This is a genomic window from Streptoalloteichus hindustanus, from assembly GCF_900129375.1.
Classification (GTDB): Bacteria; Actinomycetota; Actinomycetes; order Mycobacteriales; family Pseudonocardiaceae; genus Streptoalloteichus; species Streptoalloteichus hindustanus.
On the sequence record NZ_FQVN01000009.1, the window covers coordinates 50,011 to 73,507 of the forward strand.

19 protein-coding genes are annotated in these 23,497 nt (G+C 73.7%); 6 read left to right on the top strand and 13 right to left on the bottom strand.

Annotated features, from left to right (window positions below):
- Positions 1-169: 169 nt before the first annotated feature.
- The 3 genes from BUE43_RS35660 to BUE43_RS34800 all read left to right on the top strand — a co-directional run bounded on the left by BUE43_RS35660 (position 170) and on the right by BUE43_RS34800 (position 4,506).
- Positions 170-298 (top strand): hypothetical protein, encoded by a 129-nt coding sequence (locus BUE43_RS35660; RefSeq protein WP_268844442.1) that lies wholly within the window; start codon positions 170-172, stop codon positions 296-298.
- A gap of 271 nt (positions 299-569) precedes the next feature.
- The gene (locus tag BUE43_RS24895; protein WP_234995903.1) at positions 570-4,247 is read left to right on the top strand and encodes a multifunctional oxoglutarate decarboxylase/oxoglutarate dehydrogenase thiamine pyrophosphate-binding subunit/dihydrolipoyllysine-residue succinyltransferase subunit; all 3,678 of its coding nucleotides are present in this window, start codon (positions 570-572) and stop codon (positions 4,245-4,247) included.
- Positions 4,248-4,329: 82 nt separating this feature from the next.
- The gene (locus BUE43_RS34800) at positions 4,330-4,506 is read left to right on the top strand and encodes a DUF6104 family protein (RefSeq protein ID WP_200797666.1); all 177 of its coding nucleotides are present in this window, start codon (positions 4,330-4,332) and stop codon (positions 4,504-4,506) included.
- Between the two features lie 116 nt (positions 4,507-4,622).
- Here the strand turns inward: BUE43_RS34800 and BUE43_RS24900 are convergent, their stop codons facing one another.
- From BUE43_RS24900 to hutH, 7 genes are all read right to left on the bottom strand, one after another.
- The gene (locus BUE43_RS24900) at positions 4,623-4,889 is read right to left on the bottom strand and encodes a MazF family transcriptional regulator (RefSeq protein ID WP_234995904.1); all 267 of its coding nucleotides are present in this window, start codon (positions 4,887-4,889) and stop codon (positions 4,623-4,625) included.
- 29 nt (positions 4,890-4,918) lie between these two features.
- On the bottom strand, positions 4,919-5,236 hold the full coding sequence (locus tag BUE43_RS33660; protein WP_143174364.1) for an Arc family DNA-binding protein: 318 nt from the start codon (positions 5,234-5,236) through the stop codon (positions 4,919-4,921).
- An 81-nt stretch (positions 5,237-5,317) separates the two neighbouring features.
- The gene (hutI, locus tag BUE43_RS24910) at positions 5,318-6,475 is read right to left on the bottom strand and encodes an imidazolonepropionase (protein ID WP_073488075.1); all 1,158 of its coding nucleotides are present in this window, start codon (positions 6,473-6,475) and stop codon (positions 5,318-5,320) included.
- The gene (locus tag BUE43_RS24915) at positions 6,472-7,794 is read right to left on the bottom strand and encodes a formimidoylglutamate deiminase (protein WP_073487618.1); all 1,323 of its coding nucleotides are present in this window, start codon (positions 7,792-7,794) and stop codon (positions 6,472-6,474) included. The genes hutI and BUE43_RS24915 overlap by 4 nt, the downstream gene beginning before the upstream one ends.
- Positions 7,791-9,002, bottom strand: a complete 1,212-nt coding sequence (locus tag BUE43_RS24920; RefSeq protein ID WP_073487620.1) for an allantoate amidohydrolase — start codon at positions 9,000-9,002, stop codon at positions 7,791-7,793. The genes BUE43_RS24915 and BUE43_RS24920 overlap by 4 nt, the downstream gene beginning before the upstream one ends.
- A gap of 94 nt (positions 9,003-9,096) precedes the next feature.
- Positions 9,097-10,755, bottom strand: a complete 1,659-nt coding sequence (hutU, locus tag BUE43_RS24925) for a urocanate hydratase (RefSeq protein WP_073487621.1) — start codon at positions 10,753-10,755, stop codon at positions 9,097-9,099.
- On the bottom strand, positions 10,752-12,329 hold the full coding sequence (gene hutH / locus BUE43_RS24930; protein ID WP_073487623.1) for a histidine ammonia-lyase: 1,578 nt from the start codon (positions 12,327-12,329) through the stop codon (positions 10,752-10,754). The genes hutU and hutH overlap by 4 nt, the downstream gene beginning before the upstream one ends.
- 170 nt (positions 12,330-12,499) lie before the next feature.
- Here hutH and BUE43_RS24935 point away from each other — a divergent pair, with 170 nt between their 5' ends.
- Positions 12,500-13,309, top strand: a complete 810-nt coding sequence (locus BUE43_RS24935; RefSeq protein WP_073487626.1) for an IclR family transcriptional regulator — start codon at positions 12,500-12,502, stop codon at positions 13,307-13,309.
- Positions 13,310-13,492: 183 nt separating this feature from the next.
- Here the strand turns inward: BUE43_RS24935 and BUE43_RS24940 are convergent, their stop codons facing one another.
- The gene (locus tag BUE43_RS24940) at positions 13,493-13,837 is read right to left on the bottom strand and encodes a hypothetical protein (protein ID WP_143174365.1); all 345 of its coding nucleotides are present in this window, start codon (positions 13,835-13,837) and stop codon (positions 13,493-13,495) included.
- Positions 13,838-14,182: 345 nt separating this feature from the next.
- Between BUE43_RS24940 and BUE43_RS24945 the strand changes: the two genes are divergently transcribed.
- Positions 14,183-14,377, top strand: a complete 195-nt coding sequence (locus BUE43_RS24945) for a hypothetical protein (protein WP_073487631.1) — start codon at positions 14,183-14,185, stop codon at positions 14,375-14,377.
- A 316-nt stretch (positions 14,378-14,693) separates the two neighbouring features.
- On the opposite strand, the gene BUE43_RS24950 is transcribed toward BUE43_RS24945, so the two are convergent.
- Genes BUE43_RS24950 through BUE43_RS24965 form a run of 4 tightly spaced genes read right to left on the bottom strand, consistent with a single transcriptional unit; the run spans position 14,694 to position 18,095 of the window.
- Positions 14,694-15,581 (bottom strand): ABC transporter substrate-binding protein, encoded by an 888-nt coding sequence (locus BUE43_RS24950; protein ID WP_073487634.1) that lies wholly within the window; start codon positions 15,579-15,581, stop codon positions 14,694-14,696.
- A complete protein-coding gene (locus BUE43_RS24955) occupies positions 15,578-16,318 on the bottom strand; it encodes an ABC transporter permease (RefSeq protein ID WP_073488077.1) in 741 nt (246 codons plus the stop codon). The genes BUE43_RS24950 and BUE43_RS24955 overlap by 4 nt, the downstream gene beginning before the upstream one ends.
- Positions 16,315-16,980 (bottom strand): ABC transporter permease, encoded by a 666-nt coding sequence (locus tag BUE43_RS24960; RefSeq protein ID WP_073487636.1) that lies wholly within the window; start codon positions 16,978-16,980, stop codon positions 16,315-16,317. The genes BUE43_RS24955 and BUE43_RS24960 overlap by 4 nt, the downstream gene beginning before the upstream one ends.
- Positions 16,980-18,095 carry an ABC transporter ATP-binding protein gene (locus BUE43_RS24965; protein WP_073487638.1) on the bottom strand — a complete coding sequence of 372 codons (1,116 nt, stop codon included), beginning with the start codon at positions 18,093-18,095 and terminating at the stop codon, positions 16,980-16,982. The genes BUE43_RS24960 and BUE43_RS24965 overlap by 1 nt, the downstream gene beginning before the upstream one ends.
- Positions 18,096-18,264: 169 nt before the next feature.
- Between BUE43_RS24965 and BUE43_RS24970 the strand changes: the two genes are divergently transcribed.
- Positions 18,265-19,833, top strand: coding sequence for a bis-aminopropyl spermidine synthase family protein (locus BUE43_RS24970; RefSeq protein ID WP_234995905.1), 1,569 nt, complete (start codon positions 18,265-18,267; stop codon positions 19,831-19,833).
- A 225-nt stretch (positions 19,834-20,058) separates the two neighbouring features.
- On the opposite strand, the gene BUE43_RS24975 is transcribed toward BUE43_RS24970, so the two are convergent.
- On the bottom strand, positions 20,059-23,241 hold the full coding sequence (locus BUE43_RS24975) for a sensor domain-containing protein (RefSeq protein WP_234995906.1): 3,183 nt from the start codon (positions 23,239-23,241) through the stop codon (positions 20,059-20,061).
- Positions 23,242-23,497: the final 256 nt, after the last annotated feature.

The following is a 23,497-nucleotide window of genomic DNA, read 5'->3' on the forward strand; positions in this document are numbered from 1 at the left end:
ATCGGGCGGTTGTCCGGCGCGCCGCCGGGCGTCGGGCGGGCGCGGCGCCGGCGGCGTGCAACTGCCAGGTGGTTCTTGCCAGGGGTGACGCCCCGGCAGGCGGTCCTCACCCGACCGCCGGCAGGCCCTCGCCCCGTCGCGACCAGATGATCACTCTGGGTGACAGAAGGTGGACGACCGTTCGGCGCAGCGCGGCCACCGCCCGGCGCTCGCGCGGACAGGTGTCTCCGACCCCTCGGCGGAACCCGGAGTGGTGATCGATCCCGACATCGGCCGCCATCTCGACAGCGCGGAGTAGCCAGAGACCGGAAAGACCCCCGGACGGGACCCGCCGTAGTGGTGATGGACAGAGCCGATCGGGTGACAGAGGGTCTTCCGGATCGATCCTGTGACCCACTCCTCTCCCCCAGGGGGCGACCGTGTACCAAGACGCGCCCGCGGGGGACTAGCCTGAAAACCGAGTGTGACTACCCCGAGCAGATGGATCGAGGCGAGAGCCAGCCGTGTCCAGCAGCAGCCCTGCGAGTCCTGCGTCACAGTTCGGCCCCAACGAGTGGCTCGTCGAGGAGATGTACGAGAAGTTCCTCGCCGATCCCTCCTCAGTAGACCCGGCGTGGCACGACTTCTTCGCTGACTACAAGCCGACACAGAAGGCGGGTGCGGGCACGCCGGCGAAGCCAGCCGCCGCGGCGCCGCAGACCGTGACCCAGACCGCGACCACCACCCCGGACAGCAACGGCCAGGTTTCGCCCACCATGACCGCCCCCACGTCGCCCGCGGCCAAGCCCGCCCCCGCCGCGCCGGCCGCCGCCCCCACCGCCAGCGCGCCGACGACCGCCGGAGCCGCCGCCCGCAAGCCCGCGCCGGCCCAGGCCCCCAGCGCCGCTCCCGTGAAGCCGGCCGCCGGCCCGGAGCGCAAGACGCTGCGCGGCGCCGCCGCGGCCATCGCGAAGAACATGGAGCAGTCGCTGACTGTTCCGACCGCGACCAGCGTGCGCGCGGTCCCGGCGAAGCTGCTCGCGGACAACCGCATCGTCATCAACAACCACCTCAAGCGGACCCGCGGCGGCAAGGTCTCCTTCACCCACCTCATCGGCTACGCCGTCATCCGGGCGGTGGAGAGCTTCCCGAACATGAACCGGGCGTTCGCCGAGGTGGACGGCAAGCCCAACCTGGTGACGCCGGAGCACGTCAACCTGGGTCTGGCCATCGACCTGCCGGGCAAGGACGGCCAGCGCTCGCTGGTGGTGGCCTCCATCAAGGGCTGCGAGAACATGACGTTCTCCCAGTTCTGGCAGGCCTACGAGGAGCTGATCCGCAAGGCCCGCACCGGCAGCCTGACCGCCGACGACTTCTCCGGCACCACCATCTCGCTGACCAACCCCGGCACCATCGGCACCAACCACTCGGTGCCCCGGCTGACCAAGGGTCAGGGCGCGATCATCGGCGTGGGCGCGATGGAGTACCCGGCCGAGTACCAGGGCGCCAGCGAGGCCACCCTGATCGAGATGGGCATCAGCAAGATCATCACGCTGACGTCCACCTACGACCACCGGATCATCCAGGGCGCCGAGTCCGGCGAGTTCCTGCGGCGCGTCCACCAGCTCCTGCTGGGCGAGGACGGCTTCTACGACGACATCTTCACCTCGCTGCGTCTGCCGTACGAGCCGGTGCGCTGGGTGCGCGACATCCCGGCCGGCGCGGTCGACAAGACGGCGCGCGTGCTGGAGCTGATCGACGCCTACCGCACGCGCGGCCACCTGATGGCCGACACCGACCCGCTGAACTACCGCCAGCGCCGGCACGAGGACCTCGACGTCCTCTCGCACGGCCTGACGCTGTGGGACCTGGACCGCGAGTTCCCGGTCGGCGGCTTCGCCGGCAAGGAGCGCATGAAGCTGCGCGACGTGCTGGGCGTGCTGCGCGACTCGTACTGCCGGACCGTCGGCGTCGAGTACACGCACATCACCGACCCGGACGAGCGCCGCTGGCTCCAGGAGCGCATCGAGGTCCCGCACGAGAAGCCGGCGGCCACGGTCCAGAAGTACATCCTGTCGAAGCTGAACGCGGCCGAGGCCTTCGAGACGTTCCTGCAGACGAAGTACGTCGGCCAGAAGCGGTTCTCGCTGGAGGGCGGCGAGAGCGTCATCCCGCTGCTGGACGCGGTGCTGGACAAGTCCGCCGAGCACGACCTGGACGAGGTCGTCATCGGCATGCCGCACCGGGGCCGGCTCAACGTGCTCGCCAACATCGTCGAGAAGCCGATCTCGCAGATCTTCCGCGAGTTCGAGGGCAACCTCGACCCCGGCCAGGCGCACGGCTCCGGCGACGTGAAGTACCACCTCGGCGCCGAGGGCAAGTACTTCCGCATGTTCGGCGACGGCGAGGTGAAGGTCTCGCTGACCTGCAACCCGTCGCACCTGGAGGCCGTGGACCCGGTGCTGGAGGGCATCGTCCGGGCCAAGCAGGACCTGCTGGACAAGGGCGGCGAGGGCTTCACCGTGCTGCCCGTGCTGATGCACGGCGACGCCGCGTTCGCCGGCCAGGGCGTGGTCGCCGAGACGCTGAACCTGGCGCTGCTGCGCGGCTACCGCACCGGCGGCACGCTGCACGTGATCATCAACAACCAGGTCGGCTTCACCACCGCGCCGGAGCACTCGCGCTCCAGCCAGTACTGCACCGACGTGGCCAAGATGATCCAGGCGCCGGTGTTCCACGTGAACGGCGACGACCCGGAGGCCTGCTACTGGGTCGCCAAGCTCGCGGTGGACTACCGCCAGGAGTTCGGCAAGGACGTCGTCATCGACATGGTCTGCTACCGGCGCCGGGGCCACAACGAGGGCGACGACCCCTCGATGACCCAGCCGGGCATGTACGACATCATCGACGGCAAGCGCAGCGTCCGGAAGACCTACACCGAGGCGTTGATCGGCCGCGGGGACATCTCCGTCGACGAGGCCGAGAAGGCGCTGCGGGACTACGCCAGCCAGCTGGAGCACGTCTTCAACGAGGTGCGGGAGCTGGAGCGGCACCCGGCGTCCCCGAGCCCGTCGGTGGAGTCCGACCAGCAGGTCCCGGCCAAGGTGCCGACCAACGTCCCGGCCGAGGTCGTCCAGCGGATCGGCGACTCCTACGTCAACCTGCCGGAGGGCTTCAGCCCGCACCCGCGGGTCAAGCCGGTGCTGGAGCGGCGCGCCAAGATGTCCCGCGAGGGCGGCATCGACTGGGCGTTCGCCGAGCTGCTGGCGTTCGGCTCGCTGGCCATGGAGGGCCGGATGGTCCGACTGGCCGGCCAGGACTCGCGGCGCGGCACCTTCGTGCAGCGGCACGCGGTGCTGATCGACCGCAAGACCGGCCAGGAGTACACCCCGCTGCAGAACCTGGCCGAGGGCCAGGGCCGGTTCCTGGTCTACGACTCGGCGCTGAGCGAGTTCGCGGCCCTGGGCTTCGAGTACGGCTACTCGGTGGCCAACCCGGACGCGCTGGTGCTGTGGGAGGCGCAGTTCGGCGACTTCGTCAACGGCGCCCAGTCGATCATCGACGAGTTCATCTCGTCCGGTGAGGCCAAGTGGGGCCAGCGCTCCGACGTCGTGGTCCTGCTGCCGCACGGCCACGAGGGCCAGGGCCCGGACCACACCTCGGGCCGCATCGAGCGCTGGCTGCAGCTGTGCGCCGAGGGCTCGATGACCGTGGCCGTGCCGTCGACCCCGGCGAGCTACTTCCACCTGCTGCGGCGGCACGCCCTCGACGGCGTGCAGCGCCCGCTGGTGGTGTTCACGCCCAAGTCGATGCTGCGGCTCAAGGCGGCCACCAGCCCGGTGAAGGAGTTCACCGAGGGCCGGTTCCAGACCGTGCTGGACGACCCGCTGGTGCCGGACCCGTCGAAGGTGACCCGCCTGCTGCTGTGCAGCGGCAAGATCGCCTACGAGCTGAACAACGAGCGGGAGAAGCGCGGTGCCACCGACACCGCCATCCTGCGCGTCGAGCAGCTCTACCCGGTGCCGAAGCGCCGGCTGGCCGAGCTGCTGGAGCGGTACCCGAACGCCACCGACATCCGGTGGGTGCAGGAGGAGCCGGCGAACCAGGGCGCCTGGCCGTTCTTCGGCCTCAACCTGCCGGAGCTGCTGCCGGAGCGGCTGACGGGCATCCGGCGGGTCTCCCGCCGGCCGATGGCCGCGCCGTCCTCGGGCATGAGCAAGGTGCACGAGGTCGAGCAGCAGGAGATCCTGACCAAGGCGTTCAGCTAGTCGACGCCTACGCTGTTGGCGAGCCGCCGGGTCCCGATCGGACCCGGCGGCTCGGCCGTTCCCCCTCATCTGGAGGACTCTCGTGTACTTCACCGACCGGGGCATCGAGGAGCTGGAGGACCGCCGCGGCGACGAGGAGGTCACCCTCGCCTGGCTGTCCGAGAAGATGCGGGCGTTCGTCGACCTGAACCCCGACTTCGAGGACGCCATGGAGCGCTTCGCCACGTTCCTCGCCCGGGACGACGACGTCGACGAGTGACGCGGCGCGGGGCTGCCGCGCGACCCGCGGCCACCCGCGCTCCCGGGTGCGGTCCCACCGAGGATCGCACCCGGTTTCTCCCCGTGGCCGGGCGTCGGGCGAGGGTGTCCGGGAGGTCAGCCCTCGGGTGTCACGAGGATCTTGAAGAGCATGTTGTCGGCGTTGGTCAGGACCTGGGCCGCCACCCGGCGCTGGCACTCGACCAGGTGGGCCTTGGGCACGTAGGTGACCAGGCCCATCACCGCCCACTGGCCGTCCCCGAGGTCGACGCAGAACCCCTCGTCCGTCGCCCGACCGACCACGAGGGCGGCGAGCACCGTCGGCTCGCTGTCGATCTCGTTGTAGACGGTGGAGCTGATGACCAGAACGGCCGCGTCCCCCACCGTCCACACCTCACCGCGCCGAGGCGTCCTCACTCAGCGCCTTCGCGGTTCGGGCGCCCGGCGTTCGGGCCTTCGGCAGTCGAGCCCCCGGTGGTCGGACCCCCGACGGTCGGGACACCGACGTCGGCCAGCGCCCGCTGGTTCGCCCGGTGGAAGGCCAGCGCCGTCTCCACCACGCCCGGGCTGTCCGCCAGCCACGCCGCGTGCGCCGCGCACCGGCGGCGCATGTCCTCGGCGTCCAGCACACCCTCCACCCAGCTGTTCATCGACTGGTGGTCGGCCTCGGCGTAGCGGCGGACAGCTTCGTACACCTCGTCCGACAACCGCAGTGTGATGGTCCGCGTCATGCTCGCCGACGCTAGCGGGTCACGCTGTCACGGCGGAGGTGTCCCCGCGCCGCGCGCGGGGTCGTGTCGGTGGTGGTGGGCTCAGCGGACGCGCTCTCCCTTGCGCCAGACGGCGTGCGTGAGCGGGACGCCGGGGCGGTAGGCCAGCCACGCCGCGCTCGGCGCGTTCAGCACGTGCACGTCGGCGCGCGCGCCGGGCCGCAGCACGCCGACGGCCCCGTCGCCGCGCTCCCGGCGGAGCGCCCGCGCTCCGCCCCAGGTCGCCGCCCGCACGGCCTCCTCGACGCTCATCCGCATCTGGAGCACGGCCGTGGCCACGCAGAACGCCATGGACGAGGTGTAGGACGACCCCGGATTGCAGTTGGAGGCCAGGGCGACGGTCGCCCCGGCGTCCAGCAGCTCGCGCGCGTTGGGCAGCGGCTGGCGGGTCGACAGGTCGCAGGCGGGCAGCAGGGTGGCCACGGTCTCGGACCCGGCGAGGGCGTCGATGTCGTGGCCCTCCAGGTACGTGCAGTGGTCGACGCTGGCCGCGCCCAGCTCCACGGCCAGGCGCACGCCCGGCCCCGGGCCGAGCTGGTTGCCGTGCACCCGCAGCCCCAGCCCGCGCGCCTTCGCCGCGGCCAGCACCGTGCGCGACTGGTCCTCGTCGAACGCGCCGCTCTCGCAGAACACGTCGACCCAGCGGACGTGCGGGGCGACCGCGTCCAGCATCTCGCCGCTGACCAGCCGCACGTAGTCGTCGGCGTCCCAGCCCTGGGGCACCAGGTGGGCGCCGAGGAAGGTGACCTCCTCGACCTCCTGCCCGGCGATCCGCGCGGAGCGCACCTCGTCGGTGACGGTCAGGCCGTAGCCGGTCTTGGTCTCGAAGCACGTGGTGCCCTGGGCGACGGCCTCGGCGACGTGCCGGCGCAGGCCGGTCGCGAGCTCGGCGTCGCTGGCCGCGCGGGTGGCGGAGACGGTCACCGCGATGCCGCCGGCCTGGTAGGGCTGTCCGGCCATCCGGGCGGCGAACTCGGCGGTGCGGTCGCCGGCGAACACCAGGTGGGTGTGGCTGTCCACCCAGCCGGGCAGCACGGCCCGCCCGCCCACGTCGACCCGCTCGTCGGCGTCCGGGGCGCGGTCGGCGGGGCCGACCCAGACGACCCGCTCGTCGTCGAGCACCAGGGCCGCGTCCGACAGCGTCCCCAGGTCGTCGTCGTTCGTGGTCAGCTCGCTGATCCCGGTGACGAGCACGCTCATGCCCACAGCCCTTCGATCGCCTCGGCCAGCAGCCGGCCGACGTCTCCCAGAGTCTCGTGCCGGCCCTGGTGGGCCACCACCCGGCCGCCCACCACGACGGTGTCCACGTCGGACGCGCTGGCCGCGAGCAGCACCTGGTCCGGCAGCGCGCCCGCGGTGCGCGGGGTGTCCGTGCGGACGGCGACCAGGTCGCAGTGCGCGCCGACGGCGATCCGCCCGTCGCCGGTCCAGCCCAGGCTGTCGTGGCCGTGGGCGGTCGCGGCGGCGAGCAGCTCCTCGGGCCGGAACCGGCCGCGGTGGTTGCTGCGCAGCCGCTCGCCGTGCTCCAGCGCGCGCATCTCCAGCAGCGGGTCGACCACGGCGTGCTGGTCGCTGCCCAGCGAGAGGGGGCTCCCCGCGTCGGCGAGGTCGCGGGCCGGCCCGATGCCGTCCGCGAGGTCGCCCTCGGTGGTGGGGCAGAAGCAGGCCACGGTCCCGGTGTCGCCGAGGAGTTCGACGTCCCGCTCGGTGAGGTGGGTGGCGTGGACGGCGCTGGTGCGCGGGGACAGCGCGCCGGCCTCGTGCAACAGCTCGGTCGGAGTGCGGCCGTAGGCGGCCAGGCACGCCTCGTTCTCGGCCGGCTGCTCCGAGACGTGGACGTGCAGCGGCCGGTCCCGGCCCGCGCCCGCCACGACGTCGGCCAGCATCTGCCGGGGCACGGCGCGCACCGAGTGGATGGCCGCGCCGATCCGGGTCGTGGCGTCGTCGGAGAGCGCGGCGACCCGCTCGGCCCACGCGGCGGCCGTGCCGTCGCCGAACCGGAGCTGGGTCCCGGTCAGCTCGTGGCCGATCCCGCCGGCGAGGTAGCAGGTGTCGAGCAGGGTGAGGCGGATGCCGGCCTCGGCCGCGGCCTGCCGCAGGGCCTGCCCCATGGCGTTGGGGTCGGCGTAGCGGCGGCCCTCCCCCGCGTGGTGCAGGTAGTGGAACTCCCCGACGCAGGAGACGCCGGCGAGCGCCATCTCCGCGTACGCGGCCCTGGCCAGGGTGAGGTAGCTGTCCGGGTCGAGCCGGTCGGCGAGCGCGTACATGGCGTGCCGCCAGGTCCAGAACGTGCCGCCGTCACCGTGGGTCCGGCCGCGGAGCGCGCGGTGGAAGGCGTGCGAGTGCGCGTTGGCGAAACCCGGGAGGACCACCCCGGGCAGCCGCCGCACGCCCAGCGGCGCTGTGTCCACTGTGGACACACTGGCGATCCGGCCGGCGCCGTCGGTCCGGACGAGGACGCCCTCGGCGATCCCGGTCGGCAGCCAGGCCCGCTCGCACCAGAACCCGGAGCCGTTCACCGGCCGTCTCCCGCCAGGTGGGCCAGGACCGCGACCAGGGCGTCGACGCCGGCCTCGCAGTCGGCCGGCTCGGCGTGCTCGGCCGGGGCGTGGCTGATCCCGGTGGGGTTGCGCACGAACAGCATCGCCGTGGGCACCCGGGCGGCGAGGATGCCCGCGTCGTGGCCGGCGCCGGAGGGCAGCGCCGGCGCTCCGCCGAGGAGGCCGGCCAGCTCGTCCCGCAGCACCGGGTCGAAGAAGACCGTGTCGCCGTAGGACTCCTCGGTCACCTCGACCTGGCAGCCCTCGGCGGCCGCGGCCTCGCGCGCCGCGGCGGTGATGTCCGCGACCACCGCGCGCGTCGTGCCGTCGTCGGCCGCGCGCGCGTCCAGCCAGACGTCCACAGTGGAGGCGATCACGTTGGTGCCGCCGGGCACGGGCACCAGCCGGCCGACGGTGGCGCGGGCGCCGGGCAGCGCGCTCGCGGCGCTCCTGGCGGCGAGCACGAGCCGCGACGCGGGCAGCATCGGGTCGTGCCGGTCGGTGATCGGGGTGGCGCCCGCGTGGTTGCCCTCGCCGGTGAACCGGAACCGCCACCGGCCGTGCGCCAGGATCGTCGACGCCACGCCGACCGCCCGGCCCAGGTCGACCAGCCCCCGGCCCTGCTCGACGTGCAGCTCCACGAACTGGCCGATGCGGCCGAGCGCCTCGTCGTCCCGGCCCATGCGGTCCGGGTCCAGGCCGGCGGCGCGCGCCGCGTCGGCGACCGTCGTGCCGTCCCGGTCCCGCAGGCGGCGGGCCGCGTCCGGGTCGATGGTGCCGGCGAGCAGCCGCGAGCCCAGGCAGGGCACGCCGAACCGGCCGCCCTCCTCCTCGGCGAACACCACCACCGCGAGCGGCCGGGCCGGGACGAACCCGCGCGCCCGCAACCCGTCCACGGCGGCCAGCGCGGCGACCACGCCGAGCGGCCCGTCGAACGCCCCGCCGCCGGGCACCGAGTCCAGGTGGCTCCCGGTGACGACCGCGTCCGGGCCGGGCCGGCCCCACCACGCCCAGATGTTGCCGTTGCGGTCCACCTCGACGTCCAGGCCACGCGCGGTGGCCTCGCCGACGAACCACTCCCGCAGTGCCAGCTCGTCCCGGTCGAACCCGTGCCGGGAGTAGCCACCGCGCACGCGGTCGACGCCGACGTCCGCGATGGCGGCGAGCAGGCCGGTCGCCGTAGCCATCCCACCTCCTGCTGTCCGGCGCGGCCGGGACGCGCCCGGGGAGACCCCCGCGGTGCGTCCCGGCCACGTCATGGTCGTCGGGCGACCCGTCGGGTCAGCCCCGCATCGGAATGTGGACCCCGCGCTCGTCGGCCACCCGCTCCGCGCGGTCGTAGCCGGCGTCGACGTGCCGCAGCACGCCCATCGCCGGGTCGTTGGTGAGCACCCGCTCCACCTTCTGGGCCGCCAGCTCGGTGCCGTCGGCGACGGTGACCTGGCCGGCGTGGATCGAGCGGCCCATCCCCACGCCGCCGCCGTGGTGGATGGAGACCCACGTCGCGCCGGAGGCGGTGTTGACCAGCGCGTTGAGCAGCGGCCAGTCGGCGATCGCGTCCGAGCCGTCGAGCATGCCCTCGGTCTCCCGGTAGGGCGAGGCCACCGAGCCGCAGTCGAGGTGGTCGCGGCCGATGACGACCGGCGCCTTCAGCTCGCCGGAGGCGACCATCTCGTTGAACCGCAGGCCGGCCAGGTGCCGCTCGCCGTAGCCGAGCCAGCAGATCCGGGCGGGCAGGCCCTGGAACGCGACCCGCTCGCCGGCCATCCTGATCCACCGCGCCAGCGGCTCGTTGTCCGGGAACAGCTCCAGGATGGCGCGGTCGGTGGCGGCGATGTCGGCCGGGTCGCCGGACAGCGCGGCCCAGCGGAACGGGCCCTTGCCGTCGCAGAACAGCGGCCGGATGTAGGCCGGCACGAAGCCGGGGAAGTCGAACGCGCGGTCGAGGCCGCCCAGCTTGGCCTCGCCCCGGATCGAGTTGCCGTAGTCGAACACCTCGGCGCCCCGGTCCAGGAAGCCGACCATGGCCCCGACGTGGTCGGCCATCGACTCCCGGGACCGGTCGGTGAACTCGTCGGGCTTCTTGGCCGCGTAGTCGTGCCAGTCGGCGAGGTCCACGCCCTTGGGCAGGTAGGCCAGCGGGTCGTGGGCCGAGGTCTGGTCGGTGACGATGTCGATCTCGACCCCGCGCCGCAGCAGCTCCGGCAGCACCTCGGCGGCGTTGCCGATCACCGCGACGGACAGCGCGCGGCGCTCCCGCTTCGCGGTCTCCACCCGCCGCACCGCGTCGTCGAGGTCGTCAGCGATCTCGTCGAGGTAGCGGGTCTCCACCCGGCGGCGGGCCCGCTCCGGGTCGCACTCGACGACCAGCGCGACGCCCTCGTTCATGGTCACCGCGAGGGGCTGGGCGCCACCCATGCCGCCGAGGCCGGCGGTGACGGTCAGCGTGCCCCGCAGCGTGCCGCCGAAGCGCTTCTCCGCGACCGCGGCGAACGTCTCGTAGGTGCCCTGGAGGATGCCCTGGGTGCCGATGTAGATCCACGAGCCGGCGGTCATCTGGCCGTACATGGTCAGCCCGAGCGCGTCGAGCCGGCGGAACTCCGGCCAGTTCGCCCAGTCCGGCACCAGGTTGGAGTTGGCGATGAGCACCCGGGGCGCCCACTCGTGGGTGCGCAGCACGCCGACCGGCCGGCCGGACTGCACGAGCAGCGTCTCGTCCCCGCCGAGCGTGCTCAGCTCGCGGGAGATCGCGTCGAAGCTCGCCCAGTCCCTGGCGGCCTTGCCGGTGCCGCCGTAGACCACCAGGTCCTCGGGGCGCTCGGCGACCTCGGGGTCGAGGTTGTTGTGCAGCATCCGCAGCGGGGCCTCGGTGGCCCAGCTCCTGGCGGTCAGCTCGGTGCCGCGCGCGGCGCGCACGGTGCGTGGTCCCGGGGTCGTCACGGGTTCCTCCTGTCCAGAGTGGACTCGTCGGCCGGGGTGGCGGCGGCGAGGTGCGGTTCGACGGCGGCCAGCAGCGCGCCGGACCGGACCAGCTCCTCGGCGGCGGCGATCTCCGGCGCGAGGTGTCGGTCGGAGCCGGGGCCGGCGACGCGCTCGCGCAGGGCGGCGACGGCGGCCGCGGTGGCCGGCGCCGGCCGCAGCGGGGCCCGCAGGTCCAGCGCCCTGGCCGCGGTGAGCAGCTCGACGGCCAGGACGGTGGTCATGCCGTCCAGGGCCCTGCGCAGCTTGCGCGCGGCGGACCAGCCCATCGAGACGTGGTCCTCCTGCATCGCCGAGCTCGGGATCGAGTCGACCGACGCGGGCGCCGCCAGCCGCTTGAGCTCGGAGACGATCGCCGCCTGGGTGTACTGCGCGATCATGTGCCCGGAGTCGACGCCCGGGTCCTCGGCGAGGAAGGCCGGCAGGCCGTGCGAGCGGGCGACGTCGAGCATCCGGTCGGTGCGGCGCTCGGCCATGCTCGCCACGTCCGCGACCGGGATGGCCAGGAAGTCGAGCACGTAGGCGACGGGCGCGCCGTGGAAGTTGCCGTTGGACTCCACCCGGCCGTCCGGCAGCACCACCGGGTTGTCCACGGCGGACGCCAGCTCGCGGTCGGCCACCGTCTCGGCGTGCGCGAGGGTGTCCCGGGCCGCGCCGTGCACCTGCGGCGCGCACCGCAGCGAGTAGGCGTCCTGGACGCGGGTGCAGTCGGGGCCGCGGTGGCTGGCGACGATCCCGGAGCCGGCGAGCGCCGCGAACATCCGGGCCGCGGAGCGCGCCTGCCCGGGGTGCGGGCGCAGCGCATGGAGATCGGCCGCGAACGCGCGGTCGGTGCCCAGCAGCGCCTCGACGCTCATGGCGGCGGTGACGTCGGCGACGTCGAGCAGCGCGGCCAGGTCGGCGGCGGCCATCACGAGCATGCCCAGCATGCCGTCGGTGCCGTTGATGAGGGCCAGGCCCTCCTTCTCGGCCAGCCGGACGGGCTCGAGGCCGGCGGCGGCCAGCGCGTCGGCCGCCGGGACCCGCCGCCCCTCGGCGTCGACGACCTCGCCCTCGCCCATCAGCGCCAGCGCGATCGCCGACAGCGGGGCCAGGTCGCCGGAGCAGCCCAGCGAGCCGTACTCGTGCACCACCGGGACGATGCCGGCGTTGAGCATCCCGGCGAGGGCCAGCGCGGTCTCCGGTCGCACACCGGTGTGGCCGGTGGCCAACGTGCTCAGCCGGAGCAGCATGAGCGCCCGCACGACCTCGGGCTCGACGGCGGGACCGGCACCCGCGGCGTGCGAGCGCACGAGCGAGCGCTGCAGGGCGGCGCGCAGGTCCTGCGGGATGTGGCGGACGGCGAGCGCGCCGAACCCGGTGGAGACGCCGTAGGTGGGTCGTTCGCCCGCGGCCAGCGCCTCGACGTGCGCGCGGCTCGCGGCCAACGCCTCCAGCGCGGCGGGGGTGAGCTCGACCCGGGCGCCGCCGCGGGTTACCGCGAGCACCTGCTCGCGGCCCAGCGGCCCCGGACCGACGGGGACGGTCTGCTGCATGTCCCCATCCCAACCTGGGAGAGCCGCTGGCAGAAGCCCGGGTCGGGTGACACTGTCTGCGATATCAGACATCACCCGGGAGGCCCGACGATGTGCCAGCCCCAACCCCAGCCCCAACCCCAGTCCCAGTCCGGGTCCCAGTCCGGGTCCCGCGCGGCCGGGGAGCGAGCATGGGCCTGAGCAGCGACGTCCCGGCCCTGCGGCGCGGACTGGCGGTGTTGCGCCTGCTGGCGAGCAAGGCGGGGCCGGTGTCGGCCGGCGCGATCGCCCGGGAGCTGGACCTCCCCAGGTCGACCACCTACCACCTGCTGTCGGAGCTGGCCGAGGCCGGTTTCGTGACGCACCTGCCCGAGGAGCGGCGGTACGGGCTGGGCGTGGCCGCCTTCGAGCTGGGCTCGGCGTACCTGCGGCACGACCCGCTGGAACGGCTGGCGCGCCCGCTGCTGCGGCGCCTGGTGGACCGGGTGGAGCGGACCGCGCACCTGGGCGTGCTGCACGGCCCCGAGGCGCTCTACCTGGTGCGGGAGCAGCCGAGGCAGCCGCAGACGCTGGTGACCGACGTCGGCGTGCGCCTGCCGGCGCACCTGCCCGCCTCGGGCAGGGCGATGTTGGCGCACCTGCCGGCCGCGCAGGTGCGCGCCCTGTTCCCGGGCGCGGCGAGCTTCGTCGACCGGACCGGCCGCGGCCCCCGCGACCTCCCCGCCCTGCGCCGCCTGCTGACCGCGGAACGCCGCCGGGGGTGGGCGGTGGAGGACGGCTACGTCACGGCCGGCTTCGCCTCGGTGGCGGCCCCGGTGTTCGACCACGGCGGCCGTCCCGTCGCGGCGATCAGCGTGACCTTCCGGCACGCGTGCGACCCCACCGCGCCGCCGGGCGGTCCGGGACCGGAGTGCGGCGCCGAGTGGCCGGACCTGGCCACCGAGGTGCGCGCGGCGGCGACGGAGCTGACGGTTCGGATCGGGGGGAGTCCCGCGCCCTGAGCCGTGTTGGCGGCCGTGTTCCACGCCGTTCCTGGGCCGCGTTCTCGGCGGCTTTGGGGCCGTGTTCCTGCCGTTTTCCGGGCATGCCGGAGCCCGGCCGCACGGCGCGCCAGGGGCAGCGCACGTGACGCCGGTGACCGAAGACGGGACCAGGGGGGCGGGAGGCAGTGGCCGCCCCGCGGCTCACCGTCGCTGGCGCTGGTCCCGCACCATGAGGGAGACCCCGCTGCCCATCACGAGCACGTACATGCCGGCGGCGAGGAAGATCGCCAGCTCCGCCGACGCCGACAGCATGGAGCCCAGCAGCCCGACGCCGAGGCCGGGGATCACGCCGGCCATGGAGAGCTGCACCATGGCGGACGCGATGCTGCCGGGCGCGCGGACCGGCGCCTCGGACGTGGCGCGGACCCGACCGCCGCCGGGCAGTCGTACCTCCACCTCCTGCTTCTGCAGTTCGTAGAGGACGTCAGCGCGTCCTCCGGGGTCCCCCTCCGTCTGGGTGAGATCTGTTTCCACACCTTTGCTCATTGCGGCTGGTCACCTCTCGGGTAGGGCCGTGACACCGCGTGTCCAAGTACTCCCCCTACGTCACAATAGCGGGTGATGTACAACACCCGTATGCGTATCACTCGTATGTTCTATGGGCAATCACTTGACCAAGTGCGAACAACGGTGCGAACCTGTGGAGGTCGAGATCCGTAGGAGGCGCGATGGGAGCGAAGGCTGTCCACAGCGCCTGGGGACGTGAGTCGCCTCTAGTCCCAGTGGGTGGGGGTGGCTCGCACGAGGAAAGGCGAGCGCATGCCCAGGAACGCTGGAACGGTCACCGACAGGGACCGGACGACTGGCCGGGGACACGGATCTCTGGAGCGGGTGACCGTCAATCTGACGCCCCGGTCCTCCAAGGCGTTGGAGCAGACGGTGGCACTGACGGGCGACAGTAAGACGGACACGATCAACCGCGCGCTCCAGGTCTACGCGTTCCTGGAGGAGCTCATGCAGTCCGGTGGCTCCGTGCACGTGCGGCAGAGCCCCGACGGCGAGCTGCAGCTCCTGCGCATCTTCTAGGAGCGGGCCCGCCTCCGGCGGCCCGCCTTCCAGACCCGACGGAACGCGGTGCCGACGGAACGCTGAGTTCGGTGGAACGCGTGCTCGACCGAACACGTCGGCCCAGAGCCAGGACGGGGAGCGTCGCCGCGGCGCCCGCGGCGACAATCGGGGTCCGGTGCCGAAACGACGGCGGGCGCCCCGGGGCGCGTCCGGCGCTGACCTGATCGTCAGCCCGGCCGCCCGCAGGACGCCCACGCGTCTCGTCCCGCCGCTCCCCCCGGGTGGACGACCCCGCCTCCTCGGCCAGGTCCTCCGCCCCGGGCGGGAGTCGGCGTCAGAAGCCGTTCTCCTTCAGGAACCCGGACGCCACGTCCGCCACGGTGGCCTTGTCCACCTCGATCCGCCGCACCATCGCCGAGAGCTTCTCGGTCGTCAGGGCCGCGGAGACCCGGTTCACCGCCTGCCGGCCGCGGTCGTCGAGCGCGGACTGCCGCACCAGCGGCACCACGTTCTGCGCCGGGTACATCTGCTTCGGGTCGGCCAGCTCGACGAACCCGTTGACCCCGATCGCGGACGCCGTGGTGAACAGGTTCGCCACCTGCACCTGGCCGGACCGCAGCGCCTCCACGGTCACCGGCCCTGCCGGGTCGGTCGTGCGGATCTCCTTGAACACGCAGCCGTAGAGCTGCTTGATCCGCGCCTCCCAGCGACCCCGCCACTCACCGGCGGCGCCGAGCACGAGGTCGCCGCACTTCGGCCCGAGGTCGGCCATGGAGCGCAGCCCCTGCCGCTCCGCGGTCTCCTTTGACACCACCAGGACGTCCTTGTCCTCGGCCGCCGACTTCTCCAGCACCTGCAGCCCGGACGGCACCTTCTGCTGGAGCTGGGCGTAGACCTCGTCCGACTTCGCGGCGGTCGCGTCCTTGTCGAAGTAGTTCAACAGGTTGCCGGCGTACTCCGGCACCACCGCGAGCGAGCCGTCCTGCAACGCCCTGACCAGCACCTCCCGGCTGCCGATCCGAGGCCGGGTCTGCACCTGCGCCCCGGTGGAGCGCACCGCGCCCGCGTACAGCTCCATCAACAGCTCGCTCTCGGCGAAGTCGGCCGAGCCGATGGCCAGCGGGCCGCTGCCGCCACCGCCGCCGCCCTTCGTCGGGTCGCCGCCGCACCCGGCCACGACCACCGAGGCGAGCACCGCGAGCACCACCCACGCGCGCTTCATTCCGTCCCCTCCCTCATCGCGGCGTCCGCCGCGACCTCCGTTCGCCCGCGCTCGACCACCCGCGCGGGTCCCCGGCCCCGCCCGCGGGCGGCCAGCCGCAGCCCCCTCGGCACGACCGCGCGTTGCAGCAGCGCGAGCAGCAGGTCGAGAACCATCGCCAGCGCCGCGACCAGCACCGCGCCCGCGACCATCTTCGGGTAGTCGAAGGCGCGCAGCCCGTCGAGCAGGAACCGGCCGAGGCCGCCCAGCCCGACGTAGGCGGCCACCGCGGTGGTGGCCACCACCTGCAGGACGGCGTTGCGGACGCCGCCCAGCAACAGGGGCAGCGCGTTGGGCAGTTCGACCCGCCACAACCGCTGCCAGCCCGTCATCCCCATGCCGCGCGCCGCGTCGACCACGCCGGCGTCGGTGTCCTGGATGCCGGCGTAGGTGCCCGCCAGCACCGGGGGCACCGCGAGCACGGTCAGCGCGACCAGCGCCGACACCTCGCCGCTGCCGAGCACCAGGAACAGGAACGTCACCAGGCCCAGGGTCGGCAACGCGCGCATCGCGTTGCTCCCGCCCACGACCAGCACCCCGCCGCGCCCGGTGTGCCCGACGAACAGCCCGAGCGGGACGGCGACCGCCGTGGCCGCCAGCGCCGCGACCAGCGTGTACCGGAGGTGCTGGAGCAGCCGGACCGGAATCCCGTCGGTGCCGCTCCAGTGCGCGGGGTCGAACAGCCAGGAGAGGGTCACCGCGCGCCTCCCGCCCGCGCCCACGGCGTCAGCAGTCGGCGCAACCCGACCAGCACCAGGTCGACCACCAGCGCCAGCGCCAGGACGAGCACGATCCCGACGATGATCGGCGGCAGGTAGCTCGTCTGGAAGCCCGAGGTGAACAACGCGCCGAGGCCGCCGATGCCCAGCAACGCGCCCACGCTGGCGAGGCTGATGTTGCTCACCGACGCGACCCTGACCCCCGCGGTGAGCACCGGGACCGCCAGCGGCAGCTCCACCGCCAGGAACCGCCGCAGCGGGCGGTAGCCCATCGCGGTGGCGGCCGCGATCACGTGACCGGGCACGGCGTCGAGCGCGTCGACGACCGGGCGCACCAGCAGCGCCGCCGTGTACACGCTCAGCGCGGCGATCACGTTGACCGGGGCGAGGATCTGCGTCCCGATGACGCCCGGGATCACCACGAAGAACGCGAGCGACGGCACGGTGTAGACGACGTTGGCGACGCCGAGCAGGCTCGTGCGGAGAAGGGGGTGCCGTTGCGCCAGCCAGCCGAGCGGGATCGCCAGCGCCACACCGACGACCAGCGGGAGCAACGCGAGCTCGACGTGCTGGACGAGCTGGTCGACGATCAGCTGGCGGGTGCTCTCGCTGCCCAGGTAGCGGGACAGGTCGTCCAGCATCAGGCCGCGCCCCCGGCGCCCGCCCCGGCCTCGTCGCGGCGGCGTCGGATCGCGGCGAGGACCTCCTCCGCGCTCACCGCCCCGGCGTAGCGGCCGTCCTCGTCGACGACGACGCCGAGCCCGGAGGGCGAGGACAGCGCCGCGTCCAGCGCCCCGCGCAACGGCGTTCCCCGCGTGTAGAGCGACCCGCCGGGCCGCACGCCCCCACCGGGGGCCTCCTCGGCCGGGCCCGACCGGGGTGGCAGCCAGCCGCGGGGCCGGTCCTCCTCGTCCAGCACCAGGGTCCAGGCGTCCGGCGCGCGCTCCGCCGTCGCCAGCGCCGTTTCCCTGGTCGTCGGCACCTCGGCCGGCTCGATGCCCCCTCCGTCCACAAAGGACAGACGACGGTATCCCCGGTCGCGTCCGACGAAGGAGGAGACGAAGTCGTCGGCCGGCCGGGCGAGCAGCTCGTCCGGCCCGGCGTACTGCACCAGCCGACCGCCCTGGCGGAAGACCGCGACCCGCTCCCCGACCTTCACCGCCTCGTCGATGTCGTGGGTGACGAAGACGATCGTCTTGTCCAGTTCCGCCTGCAGGCGCAGCAACTCGTCCTGCAGGCCCTCCCGCACCACCGGGTCGACGGCGCTGAACGGCTCGTCCATCAGCAGCACCGGCGGGTCGGCGGCCAGCGCCCTGGCCACCCCAACGCGTTGCTGCTGCCCGCCGGAGAGCTGCACGGGGTACCGCGCGCCCAGCTCCGCGGGCAGGCCGACCAGTTCCAGCAACTCGGCCGCCCTGGCCCGCGCCCGACGCCGGGTCCACCCGGACAGCAACGGGACGGTGGCGACGTTGTCGAGCACGGTCCGGTGCGGGAACAGCCCGGCCTGCTGGATGACGTAGCCGATCCCCCTGCGCAGCTGGGCGGGGTTGACGCCGCGAACGTCCACGCCGTCCACCAGGATCGTGCCCGAGCTGGGCTCCACCATCCGGTTCACCATGCGCAGCGAGGTCGTCTTGCCGCACCCGGACGGGCCGACGAACACCGTGATCGTGCCCGCCGCCACCGACAGGTCGAGGTTGTCGACGGCGACCGTCCCGTCGTCGAACCGCTTGGTCACGGCCCGGAACTCGATCACCGAGCCCCCCTGAGGTCGTGACGGCCTCTCGCCGGCCGCCGCGGTCGGGTCGACCTTAGCCCGGATGGCTGACAACGGCACGCGCTTAGCCACCCCGCCCCGATCCGGCGCCCTGGCGGCCACCCCGTAGGGTCAAGTGCTTGTGAGCAGCGCTGATTCGCTTGAGAACGTGGCAACGCACATCGCTGCCGCCCGGGTCCACGGCCGGCGGCTCCGACACGTGGTGGCCCTGCTCACGCAGGAGTGGCGCGCCCTCGACGAGTTGGTGCGCATCCCAGCCGTTCCCCGCCGCACCGTGGAGGAACTGCTCGCCGTTCTGGGTGACGACGTGGAACAGCGGGGTGACCGGTGGCGGTTGGCTCCGGCGCGGGCCGAGGCCTACCGCGCGCGGTTCGCGCTCGACGCCCTGCCCGCGCTGGACCAGGCCGCCGCGCTGACGTCCCACACCGATCTGCTCGACCGGGTGCGGTCCGACGTCGCGGCGGTGCCGCCGCCGCTCGCCGCGCTGGACCACGTGCAGGCGACGCCGGAATCGGTGCTGCGGCGGGCTTTGTGGCTGGCCGAGAACTACGACCTGGACGGCGCCCGGCTGCTCCTGCTCGGCGACCACGACCTGACCTCGTTGGCCGCGTGCGCCGTGGCGCCCGGGCTGTCGGTCACGGTCGTCGACCTCGACGAGCGCGTGCTGGAGTTCGTGGACCGCATCGCGAGGGAGCGCGGCTACGACATCCGTTGCCTGCACGCCGATCTGCGGTTCGGCCTGCCACCGGCGGCGACCGAGTGGGCCGACCTCGTGTTCAGCGACCCGCCCTACACGCCCGAGGGCATGGGGTTGTTCGCCGCGCGCGGGCTGTCCGCGCTGCGGGAGCCGGAGCTGGGCCGCCTCGCGCTGGTCTACGGCTACTCCGACCGCGCTCCGGCGTTGGGGCTCAAGGTGCAGCAGGAACTCCAGCGGCTTGGGCTGGTGTTCGAAGCCGTCCTCCCCGCCTTCGACCGCTACCAGGGCGCGCAGGCGGTGGGCAGCGCCAGCTCGCTCTACGTCTGCCAGCCGACCGCGCGCAGCCGCAAGCTCGCGGAGCGCCCGCAGGTGGCCATCTACACGCACGGCCCGCAGTCCGTGGAGGGCGCGGGCGCGGCCGGTGAGCGGGCGCGGGCCGAGTTGGTCCGGATCGCGGCGGCGGCGGAGCACCGCGTGGAGGGCGTGCGCGGGCCGGGCTGGGACAAACCGTTGACCGTGCCGGCCGGCCAGGCCCTCGCGGTGGACGCCTCGGCCGACCCCGGGCCGTGGTTGCTGCGCACGCTTCTCGCGTCGAACGCGCGCCGCGTGGCCGTGCTGGTGGGCAACAGCCATCCGGACCTGGCCAACGAGCAGGGACAGCACGCGCTGGCCGCGCCGCTGGCGGCGAAGTTCCGGCTGCGGTACCTGCGGAGCACGCCCGAGCCGAAGTCGGCGGTGGTCGTGGCGGAGGAGGTTCCGGTCGAGTCGCTGGCCCCGGCGGACCGGGTGGTGCGCCACCTGCTCGACCGGGCGCACGGCAAGATCGGCAACATCTGGCGGGAAGCGCTGGTCGCCGCGTCCGGCGGCGCGCTGACCAAGAACGCGGCCAGGGACCGCATCGCGGCGGCGAGCGAGGCCGCGGGGCTGCGGGCGCACGAGCTCGCGGTGCGCCTCGTCGACCTGCCCCGCCACCGCCTGGGCGCGGCGCTCGCCGCGGTGCGCGACTCCCAGGCTGGCTAGAGCCGAGGTCCTTCGTGCAAGCCCTCGCGAGGAAAATCCCTCGCGAGGGCGAAATCCCCACTCCTTTGTGGACGGTGTTGTCCACAGCCTCGTGAGTTGTCCACAGGGGACAGTCGTGGTCTGGTGGCGCCCCGTCGTTCGCCGATAGGCTGGAGCGGGGCTCGCCCCCCGGGACGGGTGGGGGCTGTCCCCGGCCAGGGGTGGGAGTTCTCGGCGGTCGGGGCGTCAGCGGGCGCGGGGGACGTGCAGGGAGCCCATCCCCAGCAGGGAGCGGAACTCGCGCGCGGCGACCGGCCGGGAGAACAGCCAACCCTGGTACGCGTCGACCCCGACGCCGCGCAACACGTGGAACTGGGTCGCGGTCTCGACGCCCTCGGCCACGCAGTGCCGGCCCATCGCCCGCGCCATGTCGACCACGGCCTTGGCGACCGCGAGGTCCGCCGGGTCGTTGCCGACCCCCGAGACGAACCGCCGGTCCACCTTGACGATCTGCGCGGGCAGCTCCTTGAGCCGGGCCAGCGACGAGTAGCCCGTGCCGAAGTCGTCGACGGCGAACCGAACGCCGCGCTCCACCAGCTCCGCCATCTGCGCCCTGGTCCGCGACGGCAGGTCCACCAACGCGGTCTCGACCAGTTCCAGCACCACCCGGTCGAAGGCGACACCGCTCTCGATGACCGCCGTGCACACCGCGTCCACGAAGTCGGGGTCGCCGGGCACCAGGCCGGCCAGGTTCACCGCGACACCCACCGGCCGGCCGTCCTGCTGCGGCCACCTCGCCGCCTCCCGCAACGCGGTCCGCAGCACCCACCGGTCCAGCTCGCGCAACAGGTCGCCCTGCTCGGCCACGGGCAGGAAGACGTCCGGCGCGAGCAGGCCCCGGTCGGAGTGCGGCCACCGGACCAGCGCCTCGGCCGTGAGCACCGCGCCGTCCACCCCCACCACCGGCTGGAAGTGCAGCACCAGGCCGTCCCTGGCCAGGGCGTCCCTGAGCTGGCCCTCCAGGTGCACCTGCCGGTCGGCGCTGGCCATCAGCGCCGCGCTGGCCAGCGACACCTTGCCGGCTCCGCGCCGCTTCGCCTCGAACATGGCCGCGTCGGCGAACCGCAGCAGGTCCGCGCCGGCGGGCCGGGACCCGTTGGGCACCGCCGCGCCGATGGCCGCCGAGACGCGGACGAGCTGGCCGTGCACGGGCACGGCGGTCCGCAGCAGGCTGGCCACCTTCCGCGCCAACGCCTCCACCCCGCCGACCCGGTCGACGTCCGAGCAGATGATCACGTACTCGTCGCCGGAGAGCCGGGCGGCGGTGCACCCCTCCGGCAGGCCGCTCTCCAACCGACGCGCCAACGCCACCAGCAGCTCGTCGCCGGCGTCGTGCCCCAGGGAGTCGTTGACCCGCTTGAAGTTGTCGATGTCGCAGAACAACACGGCGACCTTCGACTCGTCGGCGTGCAGCAGCCGGCCGAGGAGTTCCTTGACGGCGGCGCGGTTGGGCAGCCCGGTGAGGTCGTCGTGCGTCGCCTGGTGTCGGAGCGCCTCCGCCGCGCGCCGCCGCTCGGTGATGTCCTGGTGCACCACCAACCAGAAACGGCGACCGTCGTCCTGCACCGACACCGCGATGTGCAGCTCGCAGTACACCGGTTCGCCGTCAGCGCGCATCAACATCCGTTGCGGGATGCGGTAACTGCGGTCCTGCCCCGCGTTGATGCGGGAAGCCGACCGGCGGCGCTCCGCCCGCTCGTCGGGGTGCGTGAGCTGTTCGGCGGTCATCCCCCGAAGCTGGTCCAGGTCGTAGCCGAGCAGTTCGCACAACGCGTCGTTGGCGTCGACCAGGCGCTCGTTGTCGTCGAACAGGCCGATCCCCACCGGCGTGATCGACACCAGGTCGGTGAACCGCTGGCTGGAGCGCTCCATGCGGGTCTCGGTGGCCCGCTGCTCGGTGACGTCCTGCGCGGTGCCGACCAGGAGCACGCGGCCGTCCGGGCCGCGCACCGCCGCGCCGTGGCACCGGAACACCCGCACCGCCCCGTCCCGCCGCACGATGCGGTGCTCGCACACGACCGACCGGTGATCCTGGCGGAGCTGCCACCACTTCTCGTCCACCCAGTCCCGGTCGTCGGGGTGCACCAGGGAGAGGTAGGTCTGGTAGGTGGTGCGCTCCGCGAGGGACACCCCGTAGAGCTCGTGCAGCATGTCCGACCACGCGGTCTCGTCGGTGTCGGGGTCCCACTCCCACGTGCCCAGGCGAGCGACCCGCTGCGCGTCGTTGAGCCGCCGCCGCTCCTCCCGGAGCTGGCGCTCCAACGCGCGTTGCTCGGTGACGTCCTGGATGGTGCCCTGCAGCCAGGCGATCTCGCCGTTCGGCCCCTGCTCGGCCCGCGCCCGCCCGACGTAGACCTGCTCGCCGCGCACCCCCCGGACCTCGACCTCGACCGTCTTGCCGTGCGGTCCCCGCAGGAGCTGGTCCCGCAGCGCGGCGATCCGGGACCGGTCGTCGGGGTGCACGCCGAACAACAGGTCCCCGAAGTCGCCGTCGGAACCGCCCTCGGCGTACAGCTCGCTCAACGCCTCGCTGCGGCGCACCACACCGGTGGCCACGTCGTAGCTCCAGCTGCCCATGCGCGCGATGCGCTGGGCCTCCAGCAGCCGGGCCCGTTCGGCGGCCAGCTCGGTCTCGGCCCGCCACTGGTCGGTGATGTCCCTGATGTAGCCGGTGATGCGGACGATCTCGCCCCTGGCGTCGCGCTTGGCCTTGGCCTCGCCCCGGATCCGGCGCAGCTCGCCGTCCGGCCGCAGCACCCGGTACTCGATCTGGATCGGCGCGCCGCTGGCCTTGTGGTCGGCCCAGTAGGCGAGCACCTGCTCCCGGTCGTCCGGGTGGATCAGGGTCAGGACCGTTTCGGCTCCCGGCTTCGCGGTTCCCGGCTCCAGCCCGAGCAGCTCGTAGTGGCTCGGCGACCAGAACGTCTCCCCGGTGGCCGGGTCGAACTCCCAGGAGCCGATCCCGGCCACCCGCTGCACCTCGTTCAGCCGGCGCTGCTCGTCCCGCAGCGCCTCGGCGGCGCTGGCCAGGTCCGAGACGTCCACCAGCGACACGATCCGGCCGCCGTCGGCGAGCGGCCACGCCACGAGGCGCACGGGCAGGGCGCCGCCGTCGACGCGGACTAACCGCGCTTCCGCGCCCTCGCCCACCACCAGGTCGTCGACCTTGGCTCCGACGAGGTCCGGCGCGGACGCGCCGGCGAGCGCGGCGAACTCCGGCGTCACGGCCAGCACGAGGCCGTGCGCGTCGCAGCGCAGCGCGGGACCCGCCGGCAGGGCGGGGCCACTCTGGGGGCACCGCGTGCCGGCCGCTCGTCCCGCGTCGCCCACCACGGGAGCGCCTCCCGTCCGCTCGACCCGGTCGGCCACGTTCCACCCCTGTCCACTCCCGGCCACCATGGCGGCGGTGGCCGGGCGGCGGCTGCCTGAGCAGTGCGCCCCGGTTCGGGCCCGGCGGCGGGCCCGAACCGGTAGGCACGCACCCTTCCGGGGGTCACCTACCCGCCATCCGTCGTACACCCCACTCGACCGCCCGCCACTGCGGACCGGCCGTGCCGACAAGTCTGGCGTTCAGGTGACGGGTATGTCCCCCGTCCGGTGAGATTGCCGATGGAATCTCAACGAT

What these genes read in the sequence shown, in the direction of transcription:
- hutH (WP_073487623.1), bottom strand. Translation starts at nt 12,329, where the DNA reads ATGCAGCAGACCGTCCCCGTCGGTCCGGGGCCGCTGGGCCGCGAGCAG.
- BUE43_RS24960 (WP_073487636.1), bottom strand. Translation starts at nt 16,980, where the DNA reads ATGCTGGACGACCTGTCCCGCTACCTGGGCAGCGAGAGCACCCGCCAG.
- BUE43_RS24895 (WP_234995903.1), top strand. Translation starts at nt 570, where the DNA reads ATGTACGAGAAGTTCCTCGCCGATCCCTCCTCAGTAGACCCGGCGTGG.
- hutI (WP_073488075.1), bottom strand. Translation starts at nt 6,475, where the DNA reads ATGAGCGTGCTCGTCACCGGGATCAGCGAGCTGACCACGAACGACGAC.
- BUE43_RS24920 (WP_073487620.1), bottom strand. Translation starts at nt 9,002, where the DNA reads ATGGCTACGGCGACCGGCCTGCTCGCCGCCATCGCGGACGTCGGCGTC.
- BUE43_RS24950 (WP_073487634.1), bottom strand. Translation starts at nt 15,581, where the DNA reads ATGAAGCGCGCGTGGGTGGTGCTCGCGGTGCTCGCCTCGGTGGTCGTG.
- BUE43_RS24935 (WP_073487626.1), top strand. Translation starts at nt 12,500, where the DNA reads ATGGGCCTGAGCAGCGACGTCCCGGCCCTGCGGCGCGGACTGGCGGTG.
- BUE43_RS33660 (WP_143174364.1), bottom strand. Translation starts at nt 5,236, where the DNA reads ATGACGCGGACCATCACACTGCGGTTGTCGGACGAGGTGTACGAAGCT.
- BUE43_RS24940 (WP_143174365.1), bottom strand. Translation starts at nt 13,837, where the DNA reads ATGAGCAAAGGTGTGGAAACAGATCTCACCCAGACGGAGGGGGACCCC.